Genomic DNA, 22,381 nt, shown 5'->3' on the forward strand with positions numbered 1-22,381 from the left:
ATGACGCAGAAGTCGTACGGTGTGGATCCCCCGTCCCTGCGCAAGACGCTGGGCGTGCTGGACGGCGTCGCCATCGCCGCCTCCAGCACGGCGGCGACGACCAGCATCGGGATCGGCCTCGGAGTGACGGCGGGGGTGGTCGGGCTGCATCTGCCGGCGATCATGCTGCTGGCCTTCGTGCCGATCCTCGGGATCGCGGGGGCGTTCTCCCGGCTGAACAAGGTCGAGCCCAACGCGGGCAACGGATATGTGTGGGTGGGCCGTTCGCTCAGCCCCTGGCTGGGGTTCCTGGTCGGCTGGGTGAGCATCGTGGCCACGGTGGCGTTCCTCGCGTACACCACGGCGGTGACCGGTTCGGCGATGATCCAGCTCGCCGGGCAGGCGGGCCTGCACGAGATCTCGGGGCTGACGCTCGATCCGGGCTCGACCGCCCAGACGACGGCGGTGGGCGTCCTGGTCCTGGTCGCCGTCACCTTCACCGCGGTGACCGGCGTGAGGACGGCGGCGCGGCTCCAGGCCGGGCTGCTGGTCTTCGAGTACGTCGTCCTGCTGGGCTTCTGCGGCTACGGCATCGTGACCGGCCCGCACCCCTTCAGCCTCAGCTGGTTCGACCCGTTCCAGATCCCCTCGGCGACGGCACTGGCCCAGGGGCTGCTGCTGTCGGTGTTCTGCTACTGGGGCTTCGAGGCGGCCTTCACCGTGAACGAGGAGGTGCGCGACCCGCGTGACGCCTCACGGGCCGGGACCATCACCCTGGTGACCATGCTGGGGCTGTTCCTGCTCGGTTCGGTGGCCTTCCAGCGGGTGCTCTCGGAGAACGAGCTGGCCGGGCACGGCGCCGAGGGTCTCGCCTTCCTCGGGAACCGGCTCGCCGACCAGCCGCTGGCCGCGCTGCCCCTGGTGGCGCTGATGTTCTCGGCCGTCGCCTCGCTCCAGGCCGGGGTGATCCCGACGGCGCGCGGGATGTTCGCGATGAGCCGGGACCGTACGCTCGGGCCCGTGTGGTCCAAGGTCAGCGCCCGGTACGGCACTCCGGCGGCGGGCACGCTGCTCATCGGCGCGATGGCGGTGGTGGTGGCGACGCTCTCGCTGGTGATCCCCCGGCTCGCCGACATGATCATGGCGACGGTCAACGCCGTCGGGATCGTCGTGGCCCTGTCGTACGCGCTCATCGCGCTGGCGGCGGCCGCCCGGTTCCGCGGACTGCTGCGGGAGAACCTGTGGGACGGGATACGGGCGGTCGTCCTGCCCGCGCTGAGCGCCGTGGCGCTGCTCGGCCTCGGCGGCTACCTCGCCTGGTCCTTCTACGACTCGGCCGACCACTTCGAGATCAGCGCGGACAACGGCTGGTTCCTGCTGCTGACCCCGACCCTGATGGTGGTCTCGGGCTTCGTGGCCGGGGCCTGGGCCAAGTGGGGCCGCAAGTCGGCGTACTTCACCACCGGGCGGGGCACGGACGCGGACGCGCCCGAACTCCTGGTCACCTCCGGCTGAGCGCCGCCCCCCGACAAGGAAACGGAACCATGCACGCTGACCTTCTCTTCACCGGCGGCCCGGTGTTCACCCCCGAGGGCCGCACCGCGACCGCGGTGGCCGTCACCGGCGACCGGATCACCGCCGTGGGCGACGCCGAGGTCCACGACCTGGCGGGCCCGCGCACCGAGGTCGTCGACCTGGCCGGGCGGCTGCTGCTGCCCGGGTTCCAGGACGCGCACGTCCACCCGCTCCCGGCGGGCCTGGAGCTCTCCCGGTGCGACCTGACCGGCGCGCGGACCGCCGAGGACACCCTGGCCGCCGTCCGCGCGTACGCGGAGGCCCACCCCGAGCAGGAGTGGATCACGGGCGGCGGCTGGTCCATGGAGGCCTTCTCGGGCGGTACGCCGACCAAGGAGCTCCTGGACGCCGTCGTACCGGACCGCCCGGTCTATCTGCCCAACCGGGACCATCACGGCGCCTGGGTCAACAGCCGCGCCCTCGAACTCGCCGGCGTCGCCCGGGACACGCCCGACCCCGCCGACGGGCGCTTCGAGCGGGACGCCTCGGGCGAGCCCACGGGCATGCTCCAGGAAGGGGCCATGCAGTCGGTCGGGCGGCTCGCTCCCCCGGCCACGTCGGCCGACCGGCTCGCCGCGCTGCTGCGCGCCCAGCGGCATCTGCACGCCCTGGGAATCACCGCCTGGCAGGACGCGATCGTCGGCACCTTCGTCGGGATGGACGATCCGTCCGAGGCGTACATGACGGCGGCCCGCGACGGTTCGCTGACCGCACGGGTGGTCGGTGCCCTGTGGTGGGACCGCGCCCGGGGCGCCGAGCAGATCCCCGAACTCGTCGAGCGGCGGGCCGCGTTGACGCACGGGAGGTTCCGGGCGACCAGCGTGAAGATGATGCTGGACGGGGTCGCCGAGAACGGCACCGCCTCGCTGCTCGACCCCTATCTCGACAAGTGCGGCTGCGCCACGTCGAACCGGGGCAAGAGCTTCATCGATCCGGCCCATCTGCCCTCGTACGTGAGCGAGTTGGATGCGCTCGGTTTCCAGTGCCACTTCCACGCGCTGGGCGACGGCGCCGTACGGCACGCCCTGGACGCCGTGGAGGCGGCGCGCAAGGCGAACGGGCCGAGCGACACCCGGCCGCATCTGGCGCATCTCCAGGTCGTGCACCCCGACGACGTCCCGCGGTTCGCGGCGCTCGGCGCCACGGCGAACATCCAGCCGCTGTGGGCCGCCCACGAACCGCAGATGGACGAGCTGACCATCCCGTTCCTCGGGCCCGAACGCGCCTCCTGGCAGTACCCGTTCGGGTCGCTGCTGAACTCCGGAGCACGGCTGGCGGCGGGCAGCGACTGGCCGGTCAGCAGTCCCGACCCGCTCCAGGGCATCCATGTCGCGGTCAACCGGGTGAGCCCGGACGAGCCGGGCCCGGTGTTCCTGCCGGCCGAACGCCTCGGTCTGACCGCCGCGTTGACGGCGTACACCGCGGGAACGGCGTACGTGAACCACCTCGATGACACCGGGAGCGTGCGGGCCGGCGCCCTCGCGGACCTCGTCGTCCTGGACCGCGACCCCTTCGCGGGCCCGCCGGAGGCGATCAAGGAGACCGGGGTCGCCCTCACCTATGTCGGAGGGGAGCGCGTGTACGCGGCCCCGGACGCCTGAGCGCCGCCGCCCGTCACTTCTTGGACAGTCGTCCAGCTATAGTGGACACCTGTCCAAGAGGTGACGAGGCGTATCGGAGTCCGGTGACGATGGAGACGGCCGCGAACGTGCTGGTGGGCCTGGTGGCCCTGTTGCACGTGTACATCCTGGTGCTGGAGATGTTCCTGTGGCAGAAGAAGCCCGGGCGCGGACTGCACGGACTCGGCGCGGAGATGGCGCGCGAGACCGCTCCGCTCGCCGCGAACCAGGGGCTCTACAACGGGTTCCTGGCCGCGGGCCTGGTGTGGGGGCTGATCGCGTCCGACCCGACCGGCCACGACGCGCAGGTCTTCTTCCTGTGCTGTGTCGTGGTCGCGGGGGTGTACGGATCCGTCACCGCGAACCGCCGCATCCTCTTCGCCCAGGCGCTTCCGGGGGCGGTCGCCCTCGCCGCCGTCCTGCTCGCCGGATGACCCCCGGCACCCGGCCGGCGGCAGCCGACGACCCGCGCGCCGCCCGGACCCGCGCGAAGCTGCGGCAGGCGCTGCTCGCGGAATGCGCCGAGCACCCGCTGGAGGAGACCGGCGTCGCCGCGCTGGTGCGGCGGGCCGGCGTCGGCCGGGCGACCTTCTATCTGCACTACGCCGACCTGGAGGCGCTGGCGGTCGACGCCTGCGCCGATGTCGTACGGGAGGCCGTGGAGGCGCTGCACGCCTGGCGCGGCCGGCCCGACCCGGTGTCCGCGCCCCCCGCCCTGCGGGCCTTCTTCACCGGACTCGCCCCGCACGCCGGTCTCTACCGCGCGCTGCTGAGCCCGGGCGGCGGCGGACCGCTCGGCCTGGTGCTGCACCGCGACCTGCGGGCCCGCAGCCTGGCCGAGCGCACGCTCGCCGGGGCACCGGACGCGCCGCTCGTCGCCTCCGCCGTGGCCGCAACCTTCGCGGGCGTCCTCGCGGACTGGCTGCACGGCCTGCTGGAGGGCACCCCGGACACCGTCGCGGACGAGGTCTGGCAGCTGCTCGTGGCCCTGCACATGAGCAGGTGACGCGCAGGACGGGACGGCGGCCCCGCCCGTGGCTCACCGGCAGCCGAAGGGCGAGGTCGTCGACGGCCACGCCTCCACCCCGTCGGAGGTCCTGACGTACGCCGTGGCCCTGTCCGGCGTCAGCCAGAGCCGCCGGTCGCCGTAGCGGTAGCCGGTGTCCCGCGCGTCGGCGGGCATGCGGACGTGCGCCTCGTAGGCGCCGGTGAGGGCCCCGGCCGGGAGGACCCCGCGCGGATCGCGCGCGTACTGACGGCCGTACCGGCCCAGGTCGAGGAAGTGCGCGCTCTGCCAGTCGCAGTGCTCGGGACCGGCCGAGCTGGACACGACGGTGGTGGGGACGCGGCGGCCGTCCCGGTCCGTCCAGATCTCGTATCCGTGCGCCTTCGTCCAGCTCGCCGGGAACTCGGAGGGGTCGCAGGACGCGCTGGTCTCGGGGCCCCAGCCCGGGCGCCGCGGCTGGTCCTTCGCGACGACGACGGCGACCTTGGTCCTGCCTCCGACGTCGTACGAGAACAGGACGCGGTCCCCCTCGACCCGCTCGACCCGGTAGCCCCGATCCGGGAGTTCGGGCTGGTAGATGGCGAAGTACGCCTTCAGCCCGCCCTCGGGCGTCGACCCGCCGTCCCCCTTGCTCCAGGCGTCGCCCGCGTCACCCGCCCGGATCGCCCCGTCGCACTCCAGGGCCCGGCCCGCCGCCCCCGCACTCTGCTCCGCGTCCCCGTCGCCCTCCGCGGTGTACGGAAGGTCCAGCGGACCGGTGTACGGGGCGGCCGGGACGGTGCCGGTCACCACCACCCCTTCGTGCGCGTCCCCGCCGCACCCCGCCGCCGCGAACCCCGCCAGCGCCACCACCGCGGCCACGATCCCGCTGCGCGTCCCCACCACAGTTCCTCCACCCGTCGCTCGTGCTCCTACGACGCCGGGACGCGGAGGTTCGTTCGACGGGCCCGGGGTCAGTGGGTGGTCTGGAAGGTCCGGCGGTAGGTCTGGGGCGAGACGCCGATCGTGGCCTGGAGGTGCTGGCGCAGCGAGGCGCCCGTGGCGAAGCCGACCTCGCCCGCGATCCGGTCCACGGGCAGATCGCTGGCCTCCAGCAGGTGGCGGGCGCGGGCGACCCGCTGCTGGATGAGCCAGCGGCCGGGGCTCTGGCCCACCTCGTCGTTGAAGCGGCGGGCGAAGGTGCGCAGGCTCATCCCGGCGTGGGCGGCGAGATCGCTCAGGGTCAGCGGGTCACCGAGGCGGGCCAGCGCCCAGTCGCGGGTAGCGGCGGTGCTCGCCGTGGAGGGTTCCGGGACGGGCTGCTCGATGAACTGGGCCTGTCCGCCCTCGCGCAGCGGCGGCACGACACAGCGGCGGGCCACCTTGTTGGCCAGCTCGCTGCCGTGGTCGCGGCGGATGATGTGCAGGCAGATGTCGATGCCGGAGGCGGCTCCGGCCGAGGTCAGGATGTCGCCGTCGTCGACGAAGAGGACGTCCGGGTCCAGGTCGACCAGCGGGAACATGCGCCGGAAGGCGTCGGTCACGTGCCAGTGGGTGGTGGCCCGGCGGCCGTCGAGGAGTCCGGCGGCGGCCAGGACGAACGCGCCCGTGCAGATGGACACGACCCGGGTGCCAGGACGGATCAGCGCGAGGGCGGCGGACACCTCCTCGGTCAGGGCCGAGGCGATCCGGGCCGGGCTGACGGCCGCGATCACCACCGTGTCCGCGGTGCCCAGCACCTCGGGGCCGTGGTCGACGGTGACGGAGAAGTCGGCGTCGGTGCGGACCGGGCCTCCGTCGACCGTGCAGGTCAGGACCTCGTAGCGGCCGTCCGCCGCGCCGAGGATCCGGCTGGGCATGCCCAGCTCGAAGGGGTAGACGCCGTCGAGCGCCAGCACCACGACCCGCTCCGCACGCCGTTCCATCCGCCGCTCCCGTTCCCGTGTCCGCCGCCACCGTATGGCACGATCTTATCGAAGGTTGGCAATCATGCCATTTCCTGTCGGGGTGCCGGGCGGCAGGCTGGTTCACCATGAGCACTGAGAACACCATGCGAGCCATCAGCCAGACCGTCCTCGGCGGTCCCGACGTCCTTGAGGAAGTGACCCTGGAACGGCCCTCGGCCCGGCCCAACGAGATCCTGGTCCGGGTACGGGCCGCGGGCGTCAACCCGACCGACTGGAAGCACCGCGCGACCGGGGGGTTCCTCGGCGAGCCGCCCTTCGTCCTCGGCTGGGACGTCTCCGGAGTGGTCGAGGAGACCGGGATCGGCGTCGCCCACTTCCGGCCCGGGGACGAGGTCTTCGGCATGCTGTCCTACCCGTTCGGCCACGGCTCGCACGCCGAGTACGTGACCGCTCCGGCCCGCGCCTTCACCCACAAGCCGGCGGCGATCGACCACGTCCAGGCCGCCGCCCTCCCCCTGGTCTCCCTGACCGCCTGGCAGGCGCTGACCGAGCGGGCCGGCGTCCGGCCCGGGCAGCGCGTGCTGATCCACGCGGCCGCCGGCGGGGTCGGCCACGTGGCCGTCCAGATCGCCAAGTCGCTCGGCGCGTACGTGATCGGCACCGCGAGCGCGGGCAAGCACGACTTCCTGCGCTCCATCGGCGTGGACGAGGCGGTCGACTACACCGCCGTCGACTTCGCCGAGACCGTACGGGACGTCGATGTCGTCCTGGACACGATCGGCGGTGAGACCGGACTGCGCTCGCTGCGCGTGCTGCGGCCCGGAGGCGTGGTCGTCTCGATCCTGCCCGTGGGGTCCGACGACTTCTACGAGGAGGCCGAACGGCTCGGGGTGCGGGCGGTGCGGATGCTCGTCGACGCGGACCGGACGGGCATGGAGGCGGTCGCGGACCTGGTCGAGAAGGGCGCGCTGCGCGCCACGGTCGCCGAGACCTTCCCGCTGGCCGACGCCGCGAAGGCGCACGCCCTGGGCGACACGGGCCGCACCACGGGGAAGCTCGTCCTGGTGGTCGACTGACGAGAACGGGCCGCGCCACGGGGAAGTCCGTCCCGGTGGCCGGCTCACGACACGCGACCGCGCGGCGGGGCACAGACGTCCAACTCGCCGCGCACAGCGCAGACATATGTCAATCGAACATGCTGGAATTCACCTCGGCGAGGGTAACTTGCAGAGCAGAAAACGGTTCTGCTCCCGTGTCGCCCGGAGCGGGCCGACAGCCGGCTGGAGGTGATGTCCGCGTGACGAGCGACTCCGCACCGTGCACGAGGCATCTGCGGATCCACCACGACCGCGGTCACGCGGTCCTGGAACTGCACGGGGAGATCGACCTGCTCGCCACGACGGAGCTCACCCCGCTCCTGGACGCGGTGACGTCGGACCCCGCACCGCGGGTCGTGATCGACCTGCGGTGCGTCGAGTTCTTCGACTGTTCGGGCCTGCGACTGCTGTACCGGGCCAGACGGCGCGTCGAGGAGCGGGGCGGCCGGCTGCACCTGGTCTGCACCCATCCGCTGACCCTGCGCATGTTCCGGCTGACGGGTCTGTCACGGATCCTGCCGCCCTCGGCCTCCGTGGAGGAGGCGCTGAGCCGCCCGAAAGCGGTCTCGGACCTGACCTGAGCGCCCCGGACCCCGCCGGCTACTGGCTCCGGGGCGCGTCGAACAGGGCGCTGACGGACTCACCGTTGTGAATCCGCCGTACCGCCTCGGCGAGTGCCGGGGCGATGGACAGGACGCTCAGCTTCTCGGTGTACTCCTCGACCGGGACCGGCACGGTGTTGGTGCACACGATCTCCAGTACGTCGGGCTGTTCGCTGAGCCGCTTGAGCGCGCCCGCCGCGAACAGACCGTGCGTGCAGGCCACCCTGATCGACCTCGGGCCCAACTCGCGCAGCCGGTCCAGGAGTTCGAGGACCGTACTGCCCTTGGCTATCTCGTCGTCGAGCACGATGACATCGCGCCCGGTGATCTCGCCTATGACCGAGTTGATGCTCACCCGGTCGTCGGCGAACCGCTGCTTGGCGCCCGCGGCCACCTGGGCGCCGATGAGCCGTGCGAACGCGGCGGCCTCCTTGGCGTTGCCGAGGTCGGGCGAGACCACCGTCGTACGGGAGAGGTCGTTGGTCCTGAAGTGCGCGGCGAGCTCCCGCAGGGCGTGCAGATGGTCGACCGGCACCGAGAAGAACCCGTGCACCTGCGGGGAGTGCAGCGTCATCGCCAGGACACGGCTCGCCCCGGCCGCCACGAGCAGGTCCGCCACGAGCCGGCCGCCCAGGGAGATCCGCGGCATGTCCTTCTTGTCCGAACGGGCGTACGAATAGTGCGGCATGACCACGGTGATGCGTCCGGCGGAGGCACCGCGCGCCGCGTCGCACATCATCAGCAGTTCGACCAGGTGTTCCTGCACCGGAGTGACGAGGGGCTGCACCAGGAAGACATCGCGTTCGCGGCAGTTGGCCTGGAGCTGGACCTCCAGGCAGTCGTTGGCGAACCGGCTGACCCGGGTCGGGCTGAGGGGCACACCGAGGTGCGCGCAGAGCTCGGCCGCGAGCTCTGGATGGGCACTACCGCTGAACACGGCGATGTCACGCACGTCCGCTCCTCGCATGGTCGAACCGGATCGCGTAGCCGGGCCCAAGATCGGCCCGGAGCCCGCACCTCATGCTACTGGGCGTCTTTCAGGCCTTCGACCGGGGACTTTCCGGTTGCGGATCCGCCCGGCGGGTGCGGGGCGTGCCCGGCGGCCTGCCAAGGGACTTGGAGGGTAGACGGACGTCGAAAGGAGGAACGCCGACATGACGACGTCCATCAAGCGCATGCCCGGCTGGGCGAAGGCCGTCTCCGCCCTCGTGCTGGTCCTCGTGGTGCTCTTCGCCGGGCTGCGGCTGGCCGTTCTGCCGGGGCTGCGCGATGTGTTCGGCACGGAGAGCCACGACAATTCGGGGCCCGCGCTGCTCAAGTCCATCCAGGACATGAGCCGTTACGAAGCGGCCTCGGGCAACTTCCAGGTGGTCGTGGACCTGGAGAAGGACGCGAAGTACCTGCCCGACGCGATCCGCGGCACCCGCACGCTGTACGTGGGAGCCGGCACCGTCGACGCCTATGTCGATCTCGGGCGCATCGGCGGGAAGGACGTGACGGTCAACAGTGACCGTACGTCGGCCACGCTCCGGCTGCCGCACGCGGCCCTGGGCAAACCCGCCCTCGACCCCGACCACTCCTACGCCGTCTCGAAGCAGCGGGGGCTCCTCGACCGGCTCGGGGACCTGTTCTCGGACAACCCGAACGACGAGCGGGCGGTGCAGCGGCTCGCGGCCCAGCACATCGGCAAGGCCGCACAGGACAGCCGCCTCACCGCGCGGGCCGAGACGAACACCACCGCCATGCTCGAAGGCCTGCTGCGCTCCCTCGGCTTCACCGACGTGACGGTCACCTACGGCACCTGAACCCCCAGGAGGCCATCCATCGGCGCCGGGACCGGGCCGGACCCCCGTCCCGGCGCCTGCGGCGGTCCCGGGCGGCGCTCCGGATGACAGCCCCTGCCGGGCAGGCAGACGATGGAGGCAGGCAAGGGAAGGGAGCCGTCATGCTGGAGATCAAGACGGTGGACAAGCCCGACGAGCGACGCGACTTCCCGCGCGGCCACCTGGAATCGGTCCATATGACCGGGCTCGACTTCGCCGTGGGCACCTTCGAACCGGGCTGGCGCTGGTCGGAGTCGGTCGGCCCGATCGCAGGAACCAAGACGTGCGAGATCCACCACAACGGATACGTGGTTCAGGGACGGATGCACCTGGTCATGGACGACGGCGGCGAGGGCGAGGTGGGACCGGGCGACGTCTACGTGTGCCCGCCCGGACACGACGCCTGGGTCGTGGGCGACGAACAGGTCATCGTGTACGACTTCGCCGGGGCCATGGCCACGGACTACGCGAAGGCGAAGGACGCCTAGGCCCACCCCGGTGTCCGCCGAACCACCCCGGCCCCCGCCGAACCCCGGTTCGGCGGGGGCTGTCGCAAAGGGAACCCCTCGCCGCGAACCACCGGCATCCTCGGCCCGGTCGGGGGTAAGCGGGCTCCACCAGAGAGCAGTTGAAAAGGGGAGGGTCTCATGGTCCGCACCGCGTTGCGCGCTCGGACAGCGAAGGCCGGCCGGGGCAAACCGGCACCGAAGGCGGGTTCGGACCGAGGCAAGGGCGCGGCGAAGGCCGGGCAGGAGAAGCCGGGGAAGTCGCGGTCGTTCTTCGGCCGCGGGAAGCCGGCACCGAAGGCCGGGCGGGACAACGGGCGGGACAAGGGGGCCACGGAGAACAGGAGGCGGTCGTTCCTCGGCCGCCGGACCCCGAAACGGACCCCCGCACCCGCACCCGCGCCGGAGACCCGCGCGCTGCCCCTGCCCTTCCGGCTCCTGGCCATGCTGGTCGCGTTCGCGGCCATGGTGGCGTTCGCCGTCGTACTGGCCCGGCTCACCCTGGAGCCCTCACCGGCGTCCACGGCGCTGATCCACAACAACCTCCACCCCGGGGCCTCGCTGAAGGCCTATCTCGACCAGCCGGAGCTGCGTGACGCCGTCAAGCAGATCGGCGGGAACATCGTGCTCGGGGTGCCCTTCGGCGTACTGCTGCCGGTCGTGTTCCCGCGCACCCGCGGCATCCTGCGCGTCCTCGCGCTCACCGCCGCGGTCATGCTCCTGGTCGAACTCGTCCAGGGCGCGCTCATCACCGGACGCTCCTTCGACATCGACGACGTCATCCTCAACACGTCCGGGGCGCTGGTGGGTTACCTCCTGCTGGGCCGCCGGCTGGGCCGGGCGGTGCACCCCAGGAAGCGGCTGCGCGCCTGAGGGCCGGGGTCAGTGCGGATGCCAGGTGAGCTTGTCGCCGCCCACCCAGCGGACCAGGTCGGGGTCGTCCAGATCGTCCACCGTGATGCCGTACGCGGCCGCGTACTCCAGGACGTCCGTGATCGCCTTCGCCTCTCCCACCATCTCGCCGTCGATCTCCATGATCCGGAACGGGGGCGTGCCCGGCTGCACCCCGAGCACCATGATCCGTGGGTGGGAGATGTGAGGGCTCGCGCTTTCGGTCATGACTAGAGCGTAAGGCGATTCCCGCCGTTCCCGCTGGTCAGCGGTGGCACCCCGGTGATGGTCCGGCGGTGCCGCCCGGCCGGGACGCGGTGCCGGGGAGGCGGGCGTTCGCCCGGCCGGGTGAACCGGCGGCCCCGGCGGGCGGGCACGGGCCACCCGCCCCTCGGCCCCGCGGCCGCCCGCCCCTGGGACCCTGTGCCACCTCTCCGCGGACCCGGTGGAGTCGCGCCGCGCACCCCGCCGTGCGGCCGGACGGCGGTTGGGCAACGCTGGGAGGGCGTGCGCCCGCCGGCGCGACCGCAGGGAGGAGTGCCGATGGACCCCGTCGAGGCCCTGGACCGGATCGCGTTCCTGCTGGAGCGGAGTCTTGCGCCCACCTATCGCGTACGGGCGTTCCGGACCGCGCAGACCCTGCTGGCCGGGCTGCCCCCCGACGAGGTCCGCGAGCGCGCCGGGAACGGCACGCTGGAGTCGCTCAAGGGGATCGGGCCCAAGACCGCGCAGGTGGTGCGGGAGGCACTGGCCGGCGAGGTGCCCGCCTACCTGGAGAAGGTCGAGCGCGAGGCCGCGGGGCCGCTCGCCGAGGGCGGCCAGGGACTGCGGGAGCTGCTGCGCGGGGACTGCCATCTGCACTCCGACTGGTCGGACGGCGGCAGCCCGATCGAGGAGATGGGGCGCACGGCGGCACGACTCGGCCACGAGTGGGCGGTGCTCACCGACCACTCGCCCCGGCTGACCGTGGCGAACGGCCTGTCGCCCGAGCGGCTGCGCGAGCAACTCGCGGTCGTCGCCGCGCTCAACGAACGCTGGGCCCCCTTCCGGCTGCTCACCGGCATCGAGTGCGACATCCTCGACGACGGATCGCTCGACCAGGAGCCGGAGCTGCTGGAACAGCTGGACGTGGTGGTCGTGTCCGTGCACTCCAAGCTCCGGATGGAGTCGCGGCCGATGACCCGCCGGATGATCGCCGCCGTGCGCAATCCGCACGCCGACATCCTCGGCCACTGCACCGGCCGGCTGATCTCGGGCCGCAGCCGGCCCGAGTCCGCGTTCGACGCCGACGCCGTCTTCGCGGCCTGCGCGGAGTCCGGCACGGCCGTCGAGATCAACAGCCGCCCGGAGCGCCTGGATCCGCCCCGCCGGCTGCTGCGCCGGGCGGTCGACGCGGGTGTCCTGTTCTCCCTCGACACGGACGCGCACGCGCCGGGACAGCTCGACTGGCAGATCCACGGGTGCGCCCGGGCCGAGGAGTGCGGGGTGCCGCCCGAGCGCATCGTCACCACCTGGCCCCTTGAGCGGCTGCTGACCTGGACCAGGACCCGGGAGACACCGTGACGCACGTCACCGCCGGAGGCCCCGTTCCCGGGAACACCTCCAGATAGTTACCCGTTGAACAAATCGTGGGTGCGGGGCGAGATCACCGCCGGCGCCCGCCACAGAACGGCCCCGACCGAGATTCCCCCGTCCGGTCGGGGCCTTTCCCTTGCCCCGGCCCGGGCCGGATCAGCCCTTTCCGGCCCGGCCGTTCGCGGCGGCGGCCGTGTCCGCTTGACCTGGAGTCCGCTCCAGTTCGTAGCGTGCGGGGCATGAGCACTGCACAGCACAAGATCGATTCGGGGTTCGGCGCCCGGAGCACCGCGGACGAGGTCCTGCGGGGCATCGACCTCTCCGGGAAACTCGCGATCGTCACCGGCGGCTACTCGGGACTCGGCCTGGAGACGACCCGGGCGCTGACCCGGGCGGGCGCCCACGTCGTGGTCCCCGCGCGGCGCCCGGCGGCCGCCCGCGAGGCGCTGGCGGACATCGAGGGGGCCGAGACCGACGAACTCGACCTCGGCGACCTGGACAGCGTGCGCGGCTTCGCCGAGCGGTTCCTCGCCTCGGGCCGGGTCGTCGACATCGTGATCGACAGCGCCGGCATCATGGCCTGCCCGGAGACCCGGGTCGGCCCCGGCTGGGAGGCCCAGTTCGCGACCAACCACCTCGGCCACTTCGCGCTGGTCAACCGGCTCTGGCCGGCGATCGCGCCCGGCGGCGCGCGAGTCGTCTCGGTCTCCAGCGCGGGCCACCACAACTCCGGCATCCGCTGGGACGACCCGCACTGGCGGACCGGCTACGACAAGTGGGAGGCCTACGGCCAGGCCAAGACGGCGAACGTGCTGTTCGCCGTGGAACTCGACCGCCGCGGAAGGGACTTCGGCGTACGGGCGTTCTCGCTGCACCCCGGCGGCATCCTCACCCCGCTCCAGCGGCACCTGCCCCGGGCGGAGATGGTCGAGCGCGGCTGGATCGACGAGGACGGCAAGCCGCTGAACCCGGAGGGCTTCAAGACCCCCGAACAGGGCGCGGCCACCCAGGTGTGGGCCGCGACCTCGCCACGGCTGGACGGCCTCGGCGGGGTGTACTGCGAGGACTGCGACATCGCCGAGCCCGCCCCGGCGGACGGCGGCAGGACCGGGGTGCGCGACTACGCCACCGATCCCGAACAGGCTTCCCGGCTCTGGGAGTTGTCGGCGGAGCTGACCGGGGTGAACGCCTTCGGGTGAACCGCGCGGACGCCGGCACGGGGTCGATCGCCCCGGAGGCCGTGCCCGCGGGCGGGACCCTGCTCAGTGCGGTGCCCGTTCCTCCAGTGCCGTGCGCCAGGCCGGGGACGGGCCCGCCGGCGCGGGTTCCGCCCGCCGGCCGCCGCGGGCGAAGAAGTCGGCCAGCGGCAGGATCGCGGCGCCGACGGTGACCGCGTCGGGGCCGAGGCGGCCGAGGTCCACGGTGACGTGCTGGGCCGGGTAGCGCAGGGCGTACGAGGAGGCGTACCGGCGGACGGCGGGCAGGAAGCGGGAGCCGAGCTGGAGTCCGGCCCAGCCGCCGATGAGGATGCGTTCGGGCTGGAACAGGTTGATCAGGTCGGAGAGGCCCGCGCCCAGGTACTCCGCGGTCTCCTCCAGGACGGCGAGCGCGACCGGGTCGGGCTCGGTGCCCTCGGGCGGGTAGGCGGCGGCGAGCATCGCGGTGAGCGCGGTCTCCTCGTCGGTGCCCTCCGGGGGCCGCCCGCCCTCCTCGCGCCAGCGGTCGAGCAGCGCCTCGGCTCCCGCGTAAGCCTCCAGACAGCCGAGTGCCCCGCAGCGGCAGCGGCGGCCCCTGACCCGGACGGTCAGGTGCCCCCATTCGACGGAGCGGCCGTTCTCGACGTCCTCGGTGACCAGGCAGGCGCCGACGCCGGAACCGAAGAGCACGACCACCGCGTTGCGGGCGCCGCGTCCGGCGCCGAACCACATCTCGGCCTGGCCGAGGGTGCGGGCGCCGTTGTCCGCGAAGTACGGGACGGTGTCGGGGAGTTCGCAGGCGGAGCGGAGCAGGGACTCCAGCGGGACGGCGTCCCAGCCGATGGTCTGGCCGTGCACGACCGCACCCTGCTCCGGGGTGCGGGCGACGATGCCGGGCACTCCTATGCCGACGCCGAGGAGCTGTGAGGGGGCGATGTCCGCCTCGGCCAGGACCTCGGCGATGCCGTCGCGGATATGACCGACGATGACGTCGACGTCGTACTCCTGGCGCCGCAGCGGCCGGTCGGTCTCGTACCCGGGGTGCTCCAACGGACGCTCGACGCGGGCGAGTTCGGTGAGGGTCAGGTCGAACAGCTCGATGCGGACGCGGGTTTCGCCGACATCGACGCCGATCATGTGGCCGCTGCCGGGCACGACGCGCAGCAGGGTGCGGGGGCGGCCGCCGTCGGAGTCGACGCTTCCGGCCTCCTCCACGAGGCCGTCGGCGACGAGTTCGGCGACCACGTTGCTGATGGATCCGGAACTCAGACCGGTCGCGGGACCGAGTTCGTAGCGGCTCAACGGCCCGTCGAAATACAACCGTTGTAGTACGGCGGTCCGGTTGCCCCGCCGCAGGTCACGCACTGTCCGACCGTTCCGACCCGCCATGTGATGTCCCTTCCGACCTGCCCGACCTGCAAGATACCCCTGTGCGATCCCTTGACGCGACTTTCTTCCGGGTCTTAACTCACGTCCTAAATTAAGCCATGAGGGTCGTTCGGGAAGTGAACACGGACGCCGTCATCGCTCCCTCCGGGAAAGGGACAGAAGCAGCCATGCGCAGAATCCGAGCCGCGGCCGCCGGTGCGGTCACCATCACCCTGCTGACCGCCGCGACCGCCTGTGGTGGCGGCTCGTCGAGCGACGGGTCCAACGCCTCGCCGAAGACGCTCACGTACTGGGCCTCCAACCAGGGCGCCAGCATCGAGATCGACAAGCAGACGCTCGCCCCCGAGCTGGCCAAGTTCGAGAAGCAGACCGGCATCAAGGTGAAGCTGGAGGTCGTGCCCTGGACCGACCTGCTGAACCGGATCCTCACCGCCACGACCTCGGGTCAGGGCCCCGACGTCCTCAACATCGGCAACAGCTGGAGCGCCTCGCTCCAGGCCACCGGAGCGCTGCTGCCCTGGGACGCCAAGAACTTCGCCAAGATCGGCGGCAAGGACCGCTTCGTCGAGTCGGTACTCGGCTCCACCGGCGCCGAGGGCAAGGACCCCGCCGCGGTGCCGCTGTACTCGATGTCGTACGCGCTCTACTACAACAAGAAGATGTTCGCCGACGCCGGGATCGCGAACCCGCCGGCCACCTGGGACGAGCTGGTCGCCGACGGCAAGAAGCTCTCCAAGGGCGGTCACTGGGGCCTCGGCGCGGAGGGCTCCAACCCCTCGGAGAACATCCACCACGCCTTCGTCTTCGCCAAGCAGCACGGCGCCGACTTCTTCACCGCCGACGGCCAGGCCGACTTCACCAGCGACGGGGTCGTCGCCGCGGTCAAGCAGTACGTCGACCTGATGGCGAAGGACAAGATCATCGCCCCGGGCAACGCCGAGTACGCCCAGAACCAGTCGGTGAGCGACTTCGCCAAGGGCAAGAACGCCATGCTGCTGTGGCAGTCCGCGGCCGCCAACCTCAAGAGCCAGGGCATGGCCGACGACGCGTACGGCATCGCCCCGGTGCCCGTGCAGTCCGGCACGCCGGGCCAGGGCGCGAACGTCAACTCGATGGTCGCCGGCATCAACGTCGCGGTGTTCAAGAACTCCAAGAACCTCGACGGCGCCACGAAGTTCGTGAAGTTCCTGACCAGTGACGCCGAACAGAAGATCCTCAACCAGGCCTACACCACGATCCCGCCGATCAAGTCCGCCCAGACGGACGCCGCCTTCGACACGCCCTCGAACACGGTCATCAAGGACACCCTGGCCAAGAGTGCCGCCTCGCTTCCGCAGGTCGCCGACGAGTCTCAGTTCGAGACGGCCGTCGGTACGGCCATCAAGGGCCTGTTCGCCGACGCGGCCGGCGGACGCGCGGTGACCACCGCGTCGGTGAAGGCCGCGCTCGAGAAGGCCCAGCAGCAGATGCCGAAGAAGTGAGTGCGGACACCGTCATGACCACCACGACCGCCGCTTCCGCCGAACCCGGCGAGCGGACGGTGCGCAAGAGCTCCCCCGGTGCGGCGCGAGGCCCGCGCCGCACCGGGCGGATCAAGCGCATCGGACTCCCCTACCTGCTGCTTCTGCCCGCGCTGGTGCTCGAACTCCTGGTGCACCTGGTGCCGATGGTGATCGGCATCGTGATGAGCTTCAAGGAGCTCACGCAGTTCTACATCCGCGACTGGGGCACGGCGCCCTGGGCCGGCTTCGACAACTACTCGGTCTCGGTGCACTTCGACGAGCCCGTCGGCAAGGCGCTGCTGCACTCGTTCCTCGTCACCGTCTCCTTCACCCTGCTCTCGGTCGGCCTGTGCTGGCTGATCGGCACGGCGGCGGCCGTCTACATGCAGGACAACTTCGTCGGACGCGGTGTGCTGCGGGCCCTGTTCCTGGTGCCCTACGCGCTGCCCGTCTACGCGGCCGTGATCACCTGGGTGTTCATGTTCCAGCACGACAACGGCCTGGTGAACCACGTCCTGCACGACCAGCTCCACCTCACCGACAAGCCGTCGTTCTGGCTGATCGGCGACAACAGCTTCTACGCCCTGCTCACCGTGTCCGTGTGGAAGGGCTGGCCGTTCGCCTTCCTGATCGTGATGGCGGGCCTGCAGAACATCCCGGGCGAGCTGTACGAGGCGGCCTCCCTGGACGGCGCCGGTATGTGGCAGCAGCTGCGCCGCATCACCCTGCCGTCGCTGCGGCCGGTCAACCAGGTGCTGGTGCTGGTGCTGTTCCTGTGGACGTTCAACGACTTCAACACGCCGTTCGTCCTGTTCGGCAAGACCGCCCCGGACTCCGCGGACCTCATCTCGGTCCACATCTACCAGGCGTCCTTCGTCACCTGGAACTTCGGCACCGGCTCGGCGATGTCCGTGCTGCTGCTGCTCTTCCTGCTCGTGGTGACCGGCGTCTACCTGCTGCTGACCTCCCGGGGAAGGAAGACGGCCGATGTCTAGCGCCTCCACCACGCACCGCTCCCCGATGGCCCCGCCGCGGTCCTTCCTGTGGTCCCGGCGGATCTTCCTGACCGCGCTCACGAGCTTCGTCCTGGTGCCCGTCTACGTGATGGTCTCCAGCTCGCTCAAACCGCTCGCGGACGTCTCCGGGAAGTTCCGCTGGATCCCGAGCGGACTGACGATACGGCCGTACATCGACATCTGGTCGACGGTGCCGCTGGCGAAGTACTTCGCGAACTCGCTGATCGTCGCGGGGGCGGCCACGGCCTGCTCGGTCGTGATCGCGGTCTTCTCCGCCTACGCCGTCAGCCGCTACGAGTTCCGCGGCAAGCGCGTCTTCACGGTCACCGTGCTGTCCACGCAGATGTTCCCCGGCATCCTCTTCCTGCTGCCGCTGTTCCTCATCTACGTCAACATCGGCAACGCCACCGGGATCGCGCTGTTCGGCTCGCGCGGAGGTCTGATCCTGACCTATCTGACCTTCTCGCTGCCGTTCTCGATCTGGATGCTGATCGGGTACTTCGACTCGGTGCCCCGCGATCTCGACGAGGCGGCGCTGGTGGACGGCTGCGGGCCGCTCGGGGCGCTCTTCCGCGTCGTCGTCCCGGCCGCCATCCCCGGCATCGTCGCGGTCGCCGTCTACGCCTTCATGACGGCCTGGGGCGAAGTGCTGTTCGCGTCGGTGATGACCAACGACGACACCCGCACGCTCGCCGTGGGCCTCCAGGGCTACTCCACGCTCAACGACGTGTACTGGAACCAGATCATGGCCGCCTCGCTGGTCGTCAGCGTCCCCGTGGTGGCCGGCTTCCTGCTGCTCCAGCGCTATCTCGTCGCCGGCCTCACGGCGGGAGCCGTCAAGTGACCGGCTCCGCCGAGGACATCGACCCCATTGATGACGAAGGGACTTCAGTGACCATCGACCTTGCCGCCCTCCCCGAGGACTTCCTGTGGGGCACGGCCACGTCGGCCTATCAGATCGAGGGCGCCGTCGCCGAGGACGGCCGCTCCCCCTCCATCTGGGACACCTTCTCGCACACCCCCGGCAAGATCGACAACGGTGACGACGGGGACGTCGCCTGCGATCACTACCACCGCTGGCGCGAGGACATCGCCCTCATGGGCCGGCTCGGCACCAACGCCTACCGGCTGTCCGTCGCGTGGCCCCGGGTGATGCCGGGCGGCGACGGCCCGGTCAACGCCAAGGGGCTCGACCACTACGACGCGCTGGTCGACGGTCTGCTGGAGGCGGGCATCACGCCCTCGGTCACCCTCTACCACTGGGACCTGCCCCAGGTGCTCCAGGACCGGGGCGGCTGGCCGGCCCGTGACACGGCGCACCACCTCGCCGCCTACGCGTCGGCGGTCGCGGAGCGGCTCGGCGACCGGGTCCAGCACTGGACCACCCTCAACGAGCCGCTGTGCTCGGCCTGGATCGGCCACCTGGAGGGCCGGATGGCCCCCGGCCTGACCGACCTCACGGCCGCGGTCCGGGCCTCCTACCACCTGCTGCTCGGCCACGGACTCGCCACCCAGGCGATCCGCGCGGCCGTGCCGGGTGCGCAGGTCGGCATCGTCAACAACCTCGGCAGCATCGAGGCGGCCACCGACCGCCCGGAGGACATCGCGGCGGCGAAGCGACAGGACGGGCACACCAACCGCTGGTGGCTCGACCCGGTGCACGGCCGCGGCTTCCCCGCCGACATGGTCGAGGTCTACGGCGTCGAACTCCCCGAGGTCGCCGGCGACCTGGAGACGATGGCCCAGCCGCTGGACTGGCTGGGGCTGAACTACTACTTCCCGTCCAGCGTGGTCGACGACCCCACCGGCCCTGCGCCCTACGCGCGGCAGATCAGCCGGCCAGGCGTGCCCGTCACCGCCATGGACTGGGAGGTCGAGGCCGCCGGGATCGAGCGGCTGCTGCTGCGCCTGACGAACGAGTACGGCGCCCGCAAGCTGTACGTCACGGAGAACGGCTCCGCCTACCCCGACGTCGTACGCCCCGACGGCACCGTCCACGACCCGGAGCGGGTCGCCTACCTCGAACAGCACCTGGCGGCCTGCGCCTCGGCGGTCCGCAAGGGCGTTCCGCTGGCCGGCTACTTCGCCTGGTCGCTGCTCGACAACTTCGAGTGGGCGTACGGCTACGACAAGCGGTTCGGTCTGGTGCACGTCGACTACAAGACGCAGCTGCGGACGATCAAGAGCAGCGGTCACCGCTACGCGGAGATCGTCCGCGAGCACCTCGGGCGTGCGAGCAAGGCTGCCTAGGACCTCGCCGGAACTCTAAGGACCTTTGTCGGCCGGGGCGTTCGCGCCCCGGCCGACCTCGTCGAGGGCGGCCGTCAGCTGCGGGGCCACCACCTCGCGCACCCAGGCGACCCGTTCGTCGCCGGAGGCGCGGGGGACGGTCTCGACGAGCATGATCAGATAGAGGTAACTGCGGTACAGGGCCAGGCGTTGCCGGGGCGCATCCTCGAACGCGTATGTTCCGCCGCCCTCCTGGTAGCCCGTCAGGAAGTCGGTGTCCCGGCGGATGTCCCCGAGCAGGGCCAGGGAGACGAAGTCGGCGAGCGGGTCTCCCCAGAACATGCGCTCGCCGTCGATCAGGCCGCCGATGCGCGGTCCCGGCTCCGCGCGCTCGACCAGGATGTTCCCCCTCCACAGGTCGAAGTGGACGAGCCGGGGGACGGTGACCTCCTCCAGCGCGCCGAAGGCGGCCCTGGCGATCCCGGCCACCTCGTCCACGGGGTGCGGCAGCCAGGCGCGGTAGCCGCGGGCATCGTCCAGGATCGCCTCGTACATCCCCGTGAAGGCGGTCCGCCAGTCGGGCGCGAGCGGGCCGAGCGCTCCGGAGGGATAGCCGAAGCCCGGGCCGGCCACCCGGTGCAGCCGGGCCACGAGACGACCCAACTCCTTCCGGAGCGGCCCGTGTTCGTTCTCGGGGAGGTCCGCCCAGGGCTCGCCCGGACAGTGCGTCATCAGCAGGTGGCCGTCGCGGTGGTCGCCGACCGGAGAGGGCGCCGGCACCCCGACGGTGGCGGCCTGCCGGTAGAACTCCGCCTCGGAGATGAGGAGTTGGCGCTCGTAGGCCAGAGCGGGGACGGCGCGCGGGGGCGGCACCTTCAGCACGTAGCGGCTGCCGTCGGCGAGCGTCAGCTCCTCGACGGCGTTGTACGTGCCCCCGGACAGGACCCGGCGGCCGGTCAGGCTCCAGGAGGGCAGCCCGGCCTGCCTGAGTGCCTCTGCCGCGCGTTCCCACGCGTCCGTCGCCGCGCCCGCGCCGGCGTCCGCCGCCTCGCCCGCGCCCCCGTCGCCCATGACGGCCACTGTGACAGGTGACCTCACGCGTCCGCAGCCCCCGCGGGACGACTTCCCCGGGTCCCCGGAAATCCGCTGGCCCCCGCTCTCGTGACTAGGTACCTTCGAGCAAAACCTAGGCCCCCTAGGTTTTGGTCGAAGACCATCAGGCAGAGCCCACGAGGAAGACCGGGAGCACACCTTGCGATCAATCACCGAGCAGGACATCCGCGGCTCGTTCGTCAACTGTTCCCGGGGGGAGGCGAAGCGGCTCGCCGTTCCCCGCGATCTCGGCGAGCGGCCCTGGGACGATCTGGACTTCCTCGGCTGGCGAGATCCCGGCGCGCCCGACCGGAGCTTCCTCGTGGCCGAACGGGACGGCGGGCTCGTGGGCGTCACCCTGCGCCTTCCCGCCGCCCGGCGCGGTCTCGCGCACCGGAGCATGTGCTCGCTCTGCCTGACCACGCACCCGGGCGCCGGGGTCTCGCTGATGACGGCCCGCAAGGCGGGCGCGGCGGGCCGCGAGGGCAACTCGGTCGGCGTCTACGTCTGCGCCGACCTGGACTGCTCGCTGTACGTCCGGGGCCGCAAGGCCCTCGGGCCGGGAAGCCGGTTCGAGGAGACCCTGACCACGGAGCAGCAGATCGCCCGGACGGTCGGCAATCTCTCCTCCTTCCTGGCGAGAGTGCGCGACTGAACCACGGCCGCCGACCGGGCGCCGGGGACTCGCCGGCCGCGCTCCGGCGCCCGGGAGTGCCGGCCGGCGCTCCCGGGCCGGGGACTCGTCAGGCTCCGGCCGGTGTCCAGTGCGGGTCCCGGCCCAGGAAGGCGAGCAGCGATCCGGCGGGGCCGGTGCCCTCCGGCACCTCGCGCGCGGGGGCGAAGACGCCGAACGCGTCCCGCAGGTGGTCGGCCAGCCGGTCCGCCGCGAGCCGGACGCCGCCGGCCAGCTCGTCGTCGAGGGGAGACGCCTGGCCGGTCGCCACCGCGATGTCCCAGGCGTGCACGCCCGCGTCCATGGCGGCCGCCGCGGCCGCCACGCGGAACGGCAGCGGCCCGAGCGGCGTGGCCACCTCCTGGGCGTCCGCGGGCAGCCCCGCGTAGACGGCGGCGACCTGGGCGAGGACCTTGTCGAGTTCCGCCGCCGCGTCGGCCTCCAGGGTGCCGTCCGGGTGGAAGGCGTCCGACTCGGGCCATCCGGTGCCGGTGACCGCCGCGCCGTAGGCCTGCTGGTCGAGGCGCGCGTGGTTGAGCACCTGGGCCGCCGTCCACTCGTCGCACGGCGTGGGCGCCTGCCAGGCGTCCCGCGGCACCCCGGCGACCACGGCCCGGAGCCGGTCGTGCGACAGCGTCAGCAGTTCGATGCCTTCGGGGTGGCTGGTTGCGCTCATCGGCGGTGCCTCCTGATGCGGTTCGACCTGGTTGATGCCTTCAATCTAG

23 protein-coding genes are annotated in these 22,381 nt (G+C 71.9%); 16 read left to right on the forward strand and 7 right to left on the reverse strand.

From position 1 onward, the window contains the following. From ACFWI4_RS04410 to ACFWI4_RS04425, 4 genes are all read left to right on the forward strand, one after another. The gene (locus ACFWI4_RS04410) at positions 1–1,494 is read left to right on the forward strand and encodes an APC family permease (protein ID WP_387190882.1); all 1,494 of its coding nucleotides are present in this window, start codon (positions 1–3) and stop codon (positions 1,492–1,494) included. A 29-nt stretch (positions 1,495–1,523) separates the two neighbouring features. After that, entirely contained in the window at positions 1,524–3,155 is a 1,632-nt protein-coding gene (locus tag ACFWI4_RS04415; protein WP_387190884.1) for an amidohydrolase, read from the forward strand. Between the two features lie 89 nt (positions 3,156–3,244). Then, the gene (locus ACFWI4_RS04420) at positions 3,245–3,607 is read left to right on the forward strand and encodes a DUF1304 domain-containing protein (protein WP_385401234.1); all 363 of its coding nucleotides are present in this window, start codon (positions 3,245–3,247) and stop codon (positions 3,605–3,607) included. Beyond that, positions 3,604–4,179 carry a TetR/AcrR family transcriptional regulator gene (locus tag ACFWI4_RS04425; RefSeq protein WP_385401134.1) on the forward strand — a complete coding sequence of 192 codons (576 nt, stop codon included), beginning with the start codon at positions 3,604–3,606 and terminating at the stop codon, positions 4,177–4,179. The genes ACFWI4_RS04420 and ACFWI4_RS04425 overlap by 4 nt, the downstream gene beginning before the upstream one ends. A 33-nt stretch (positions 4,180–4,212) precedes the next feature. Here the strand turns inward: ACFWI4_RS04425 and ACFWI4_RS04430 are convergent, their stop codons facing one another. Together ACFWI4_RS04430 and ACFWI4_RS04435 are read right to left on the reverse strand one after the other, a co-directional pair. Then, a complete protein-coding gene (locus tag ACFWI4_RS04430) occupies positions 4,213–5,061 on the reverse strand; it encodes a hypothetical protein (protein ID WP_387190887.1) in 849 nt (282 codons plus the stop codon). Between the two features lie 71 nt (positions 5,062–5,132). Then, positions 5,133–6,083, reverse strand: coding sequence for a GlxA family transcriptional regulator (locus ACFWI4_RS04435; RefSeq protein WP_387190889.1), 951 nt, complete (start codon positions 6,081–6,083; stop codon positions 5,133–5,135). 107 nt (positions 6,084–6,190) lie between these two features. On the opposite strand from ACFWI4_RS04435, the gene ACFWI4_RS04440 reads away from it, so the two are divergent. Both ACFWI4_RS04440 and ACFWI4_RS04445 read left to right on the forward strand, forming a co-directional pair. Continuing rightward, positions 6,191–7,141, forward strand: a complete 951-nt coding sequence (locus ACFWI4_RS04440; RefSeq protein WP_387190891.1) for an NADP-dependent oxidoreductase — start codon at positions 6,191–6,193, stop codon at positions 7,139–7,141. A gap of 221 nt (positions 7,142–7,362) precedes the next feature. After that, complete coding sequence (locus tag ACFWI4_RS04445; RefSeq protein ID WP_387190893.1) at positions 7,363–7,743, forward strand: anti-sigma factor antagonist; 381 nt, start codon at positions 7,363–7,365, stop codon at positions 7,741–7,743. Positions 7,744–7,762: 19 nt separating this feature from the next. Here ACFWI4_RS04445 and ACFWI4_RS04450 read toward each other — a convergent pair whose 3' ends face one another. Further along, entirely contained in the window at positions 7,763–8,716 is a 954-nt protein-coding gene (locus tag ACFWI4_RS04450; RefSeq protein ID WP_387190896.1) for a ribose-phosphate diphosphokinase, read from the reverse strand. 202 nt (positions 8,717–8,918) lie between these two features. On the opposite strand from ACFWI4_RS04450, the gene ACFWI4_RS04455 reads away from it, so the two are divergent. The 3 genes from ACFWI4_RS04455 to ACFWI4_RS04465 all read left to right on the forward strand — a co-directional run bounded on the left by ACFWI4_RS04455 (position 8,919) and on the right by ACFWI4_RS04465 (position 10,966). Next, the gene (locus ACFWI4_RS04455; RefSeq protein WP_387190898.1) at positions 8,919–9,569 is read left to right on the forward strand and encodes a DUF4230 domain-containing protein; all 651 of its coding nucleotides are present in this window, start codon (positions 8,919–8,921) and stop codon (positions 9,567–9,569) included. Positions 9,570–9,709: 140 nt separating this feature from the next. Beyond that, positions 9,710–10,075: a cupin domain-containing protein gene (locus tag ACFWI4_RS04460; RefSeq protein WP_387190900.1), complete on the forward strand. Its 366-nt coding sequence runs from the start codon at positions 9,710–9,712 to the stop codon at positions 10,073–10,075. Between the two features lie 435 nt (positions 10,076–10,510). Next, positions 10,511–10,966: a VanZ family protein gene (locus ACFWI4_RS04465; RefSeq protein ID WP_385401232.1), complete on the forward strand. Its 456-nt coding sequence runs from the start codon at positions 10,511–10,513 to the stop codon at positions 10,964–10,966. Positions 10,967–10,975: 9 nt separating this feature from the next. On the opposite strand, the gene ACFWI4_RS04470 is transcribed toward ACFWI4_RS04465, so the two are convergent. Further along, the gene (locus tag ACFWI4_RS04470) at positions 10,976–11,212 is read right to left on the reverse strand and encodes a hypothetical protein (RefSeq protein WP_339133166.1); all 237 of its coding nucleotides are present in this window, start codon (positions 11,210–11,212) and stop codon (positions 10,976–10,978) included. Between the two features lie 315 nt (positions 11,213–11,527). Between ACFWI4_RS04470 and ACFWI4_RS04475 the strand changes: the two genes are divergently transcribed. Both ACFWI4_RS04475 and ACFWI4_RS04480 read left to right on the forward strand, forming a co-directional pair. Beyond that, positions 11,528–12,547 carry a PHP domain-containing protein gene (locus tag ACFWI4_RS04475; RefSeq protein WP_387190903.1) on the forward strand — a complete coding sequence of 340 codons (1,020 nt, stop codon included), beginning with the start codon at positions 11,528–11,530 and terminating at the stop codon, positions 12,545–12,547. A gap of 251 nt (positions 12,548–12,798) precedes the next feature. Then, positions 12,799–13,758, forward strand: coding sequence for an SDR family NAD(P)-dependent oxidoreductase (locus ACFWI4_RS04480; RefSeq protein ID WP_387190906.1), 960 nt, complete (start codon positions 12,799–12,801; stop codon positions 13,756–13,758). A 63-nt stretch (positions 13,759–13,821) separates the two neighbouring features. Here the strand turns inward: ACFWI4_RS04480 and ACFWI4_RS04485 are convergent, their stop codons facing one another. Continuing rightward, entirely contained in the window at positions 13,822–15,144 is a 1,323-nt protein-coding gene (locus tag ACFWI4_RS04485) for an ROK family protein (RefSeq protein ID WP_387190909.1), read from the reverse strand. Positions 15,145–15,311: 167 nt separating this feature from the next. On the opposite strand from ACFWI4_RS04485, the gene ACFWI4_RS04490 reads away from it, so the two are divergent. The 4 genes from ACFWI4_RS04490 to ACFWI4_RS04505 are packed head-to-tail and all read left to right on the forward strand — an operon-like array spanning position 15,312 to position 19,912. Continuing rightward, positions 15,312–16,625 carry an ABC transporter substrate-binding protein gene (locus ACFWI4_RS04490; protein WP_387190912.1) on the forward strand — a complete coding sequence of 438 codons (1,314 nt, stop codon included), beginning with the start codon at positions 15,312–15,314 and terminating at the stop codon, positions 16,623–16,625. A gap of 14 nt (positions 16,626–16,639) precedes the next feature. Beyond that, positions 16,640–17,641, forward strand: a complete 1,002-nt coding sequence (locus ACFWI4_RS04495; protein WP_387190914.1) for a carbohydrate ABC transporter permease — start codon at positions 16,640–16,642, stop codon at positions 17,639–17,641. 25 nt (positions 17,642–17,666) lie between these two features. Next, positions 17,667–18,506, forward strand: coding sequence for a carbohydrate ABC transporter permease (locus tag ACFWI4_RS04500; protein ID WP_385401229.1), 840 nt, complete (start codon positions 17,667–17,669; stop codon positions 18,504–18,506). 47 nt (positions 18,507–18,553) lie between these two features. Then, positions 18,554–19,912: a GH1 family beta-glucosidase gene (locus ACFWI4_RS04505; RefSeq protein WP_387190916.1), complete on the forward strand. Its 1,359-nt coding sequence runs from the start codon at positions 18,554–18,556 to the stop codon at positions 19,910–19,912. 15 nt (positions 19,913–19,927) lie between these two features. On the opposite strand, the gene ACFWI4_RS04510 is transcribed toward ACFWI4_RS04505, so the two are convergent. Beyond that, entirely contained in the window at positions 19,928–20,962 is a 1,035-nt protein-coding gene (locus ACFWI4_RS04510) for a phosphotransferase family protein (protein ID WP_387190918.1), read from the reverse strand. 181 nt (positions 20,963–21,143) lie between these two features. Between ACFWI4_RS04510 and ACFWI4_RS04515 the strand changes: the two genes are divergently transcribed. Beyond that, positions 21,144–21,638, forward strand: coding sequence for an FBP domain-containing protein (locus ACFWI4_RS04515; protein ID WP_387190920.1), 495 nt, complete (start codon positions 21,144–21,146; stop codon positions 21,636–21,638). A gap of 88 nt (positions 21,639–21,726) precedes the next feature. Here ACFWI4_RS04515 and ACFWI4_RS04520 read toward each other — a convergent pair whose 3' ends face one another. Then, positions 21,727–22,332: a TIGR03086 family metal-binding protein gene (locus tag ACFWI4_RS04520; RefSeq protein WP_387190922.1), complete on the reverse strand. Its 606-nt coding sequence runs from the start codon at positions 22,330–22,332 to the stop codon at positions 21,727–21,729. Between the last annotated feature and the right edge of the window lie 49 nt (positions 22,333–22,381).

It is taken from the genome of Streptomyces sp. NPDC127038 (assembly GCF_042725875.1).
Taxonomy (GTDB): Bacteria; Actinomycetota; Actinomycetes; order Streptomycetales; family Streptomycetaceae; genus Streptomyces.

Coding starts and splice junctions, on each gene's coding strand:
- ACFWI4_RS04490 (WP_387190912.1), top strand. CDS start 15,312: ATGCGCAGAATCCGAGCCGCGGCCGCCGGTGCGGTCACCATCACCCTG.
- ACFWI4_RS04470 (WP_339133166.1), bottom strand. CDS start 11,212: ATGACCGAAAGCGCGAGCCCTCACATCTCCCACCCACGGATCATGGTG.
- ACFWI4_RS04425 (WP_385401134.1), top strand. CDS start 3,604: ATGACCCCCGGCACCCGGCCGGCGGCAGCCGACGACCCGCGCGCCGCC.
- ACFWI4_RS04460 (WP_387190900.1), top strand. CDS start 9,710: ATGCTGGAGATCAAGACGGTGGACAAGCCCGACGAGCGACGCGACTTC.
- ACFWI4_RS04480 (WP_387190906.1), top strand. CDS start 12,799: ATGAGCACTGCACAGCACAAGATCGATTCGGGGTTCGGCGCCCGGAGC.
- ACFWI4_RS04420 (WP_385401234.1), top strand. CDS start 3,245: ATGGAGACGGCCGCGAACGTGCTGGTGGGCCTGGTGGCCCTGTTGCAC.
- ACFWI4_RS04410 (WP_387190882.1), top strand. CDS start 1: ATGACGCAGAAGTCGTACGGTGTGGATCCCCCGTCCCTGCGCAAGACG.
- ACFWI4_RS04510 (WP_387190918.1), bottom strand. CDS start 20,962: ATGGGCGACGGGGGCGCGGGCGAGGCGGCGGACGCCGGCGCGGGCGCG.
- ACFWI4_RS04435 (WP_387190889.1), bottom strand. CDS start 6,083: ATGGAACGGCGTGCGGAGCGGGTCGTGGTGCTGGCGCTCGACGGCGTC.
- ACFWI4_RS04455 (WP_387190898.1), top strand. CDS start 8,919: ATGACGACGTCCATCAAGCGCATGCCCGGCTGGGCGAAGGCCGTCTCC.
- ACFWI4_RS04495 (WP_387190914.1), top strand. CDS start 16,640: ATGACCACCACGACCGCCGCTTCCGCCGAACCCGGCGAGCGGACGGTG.
- ACFWI4_RS04475 (WP_387190903.1), top strand. CDS start 11,528: ATGGACCCCGTCGAGGCCCTGGACCGGATCGCGTTCCTGCTGGAGCGG.
- ACFWI4_RS04500 (WP_385401229.1), top strand. CDS start 17,667: ATGGCCCCGCCGCGGTCCTTCCTGTGGTCCCGGCGGATCTTCCTGACC.
- ACFWI4_RS04485 (WP_387190909.1), bottom strand. CDS start 15,144: ATGGCGGGTCGGAACGGTCGGACAGTGCGTGACCTGCGGCGGGGCAAC.
- ACFWI4_RS04415 (WP_387190884.1), top strand. CDS start 1,524: ATGCACGCTGACCTTCTCTTCACCGGCGGCCCGGTGTTCACCCCCGAG.
- ACFWI4_RS04520 (WP_387190922.1), bottom strand. CDS start 22,332: ATGAGCGCAACCAGCCACCCCGAAGGCATCGAACTGCTGACGCTGTCG.
- ACFWI4_RS04440 (WP_387190891.1), top strand. CDS start 6,191: ATGAGCACTGAGAACACCATGCGAGCCATCAGCCAGACCGTCCTCGGC.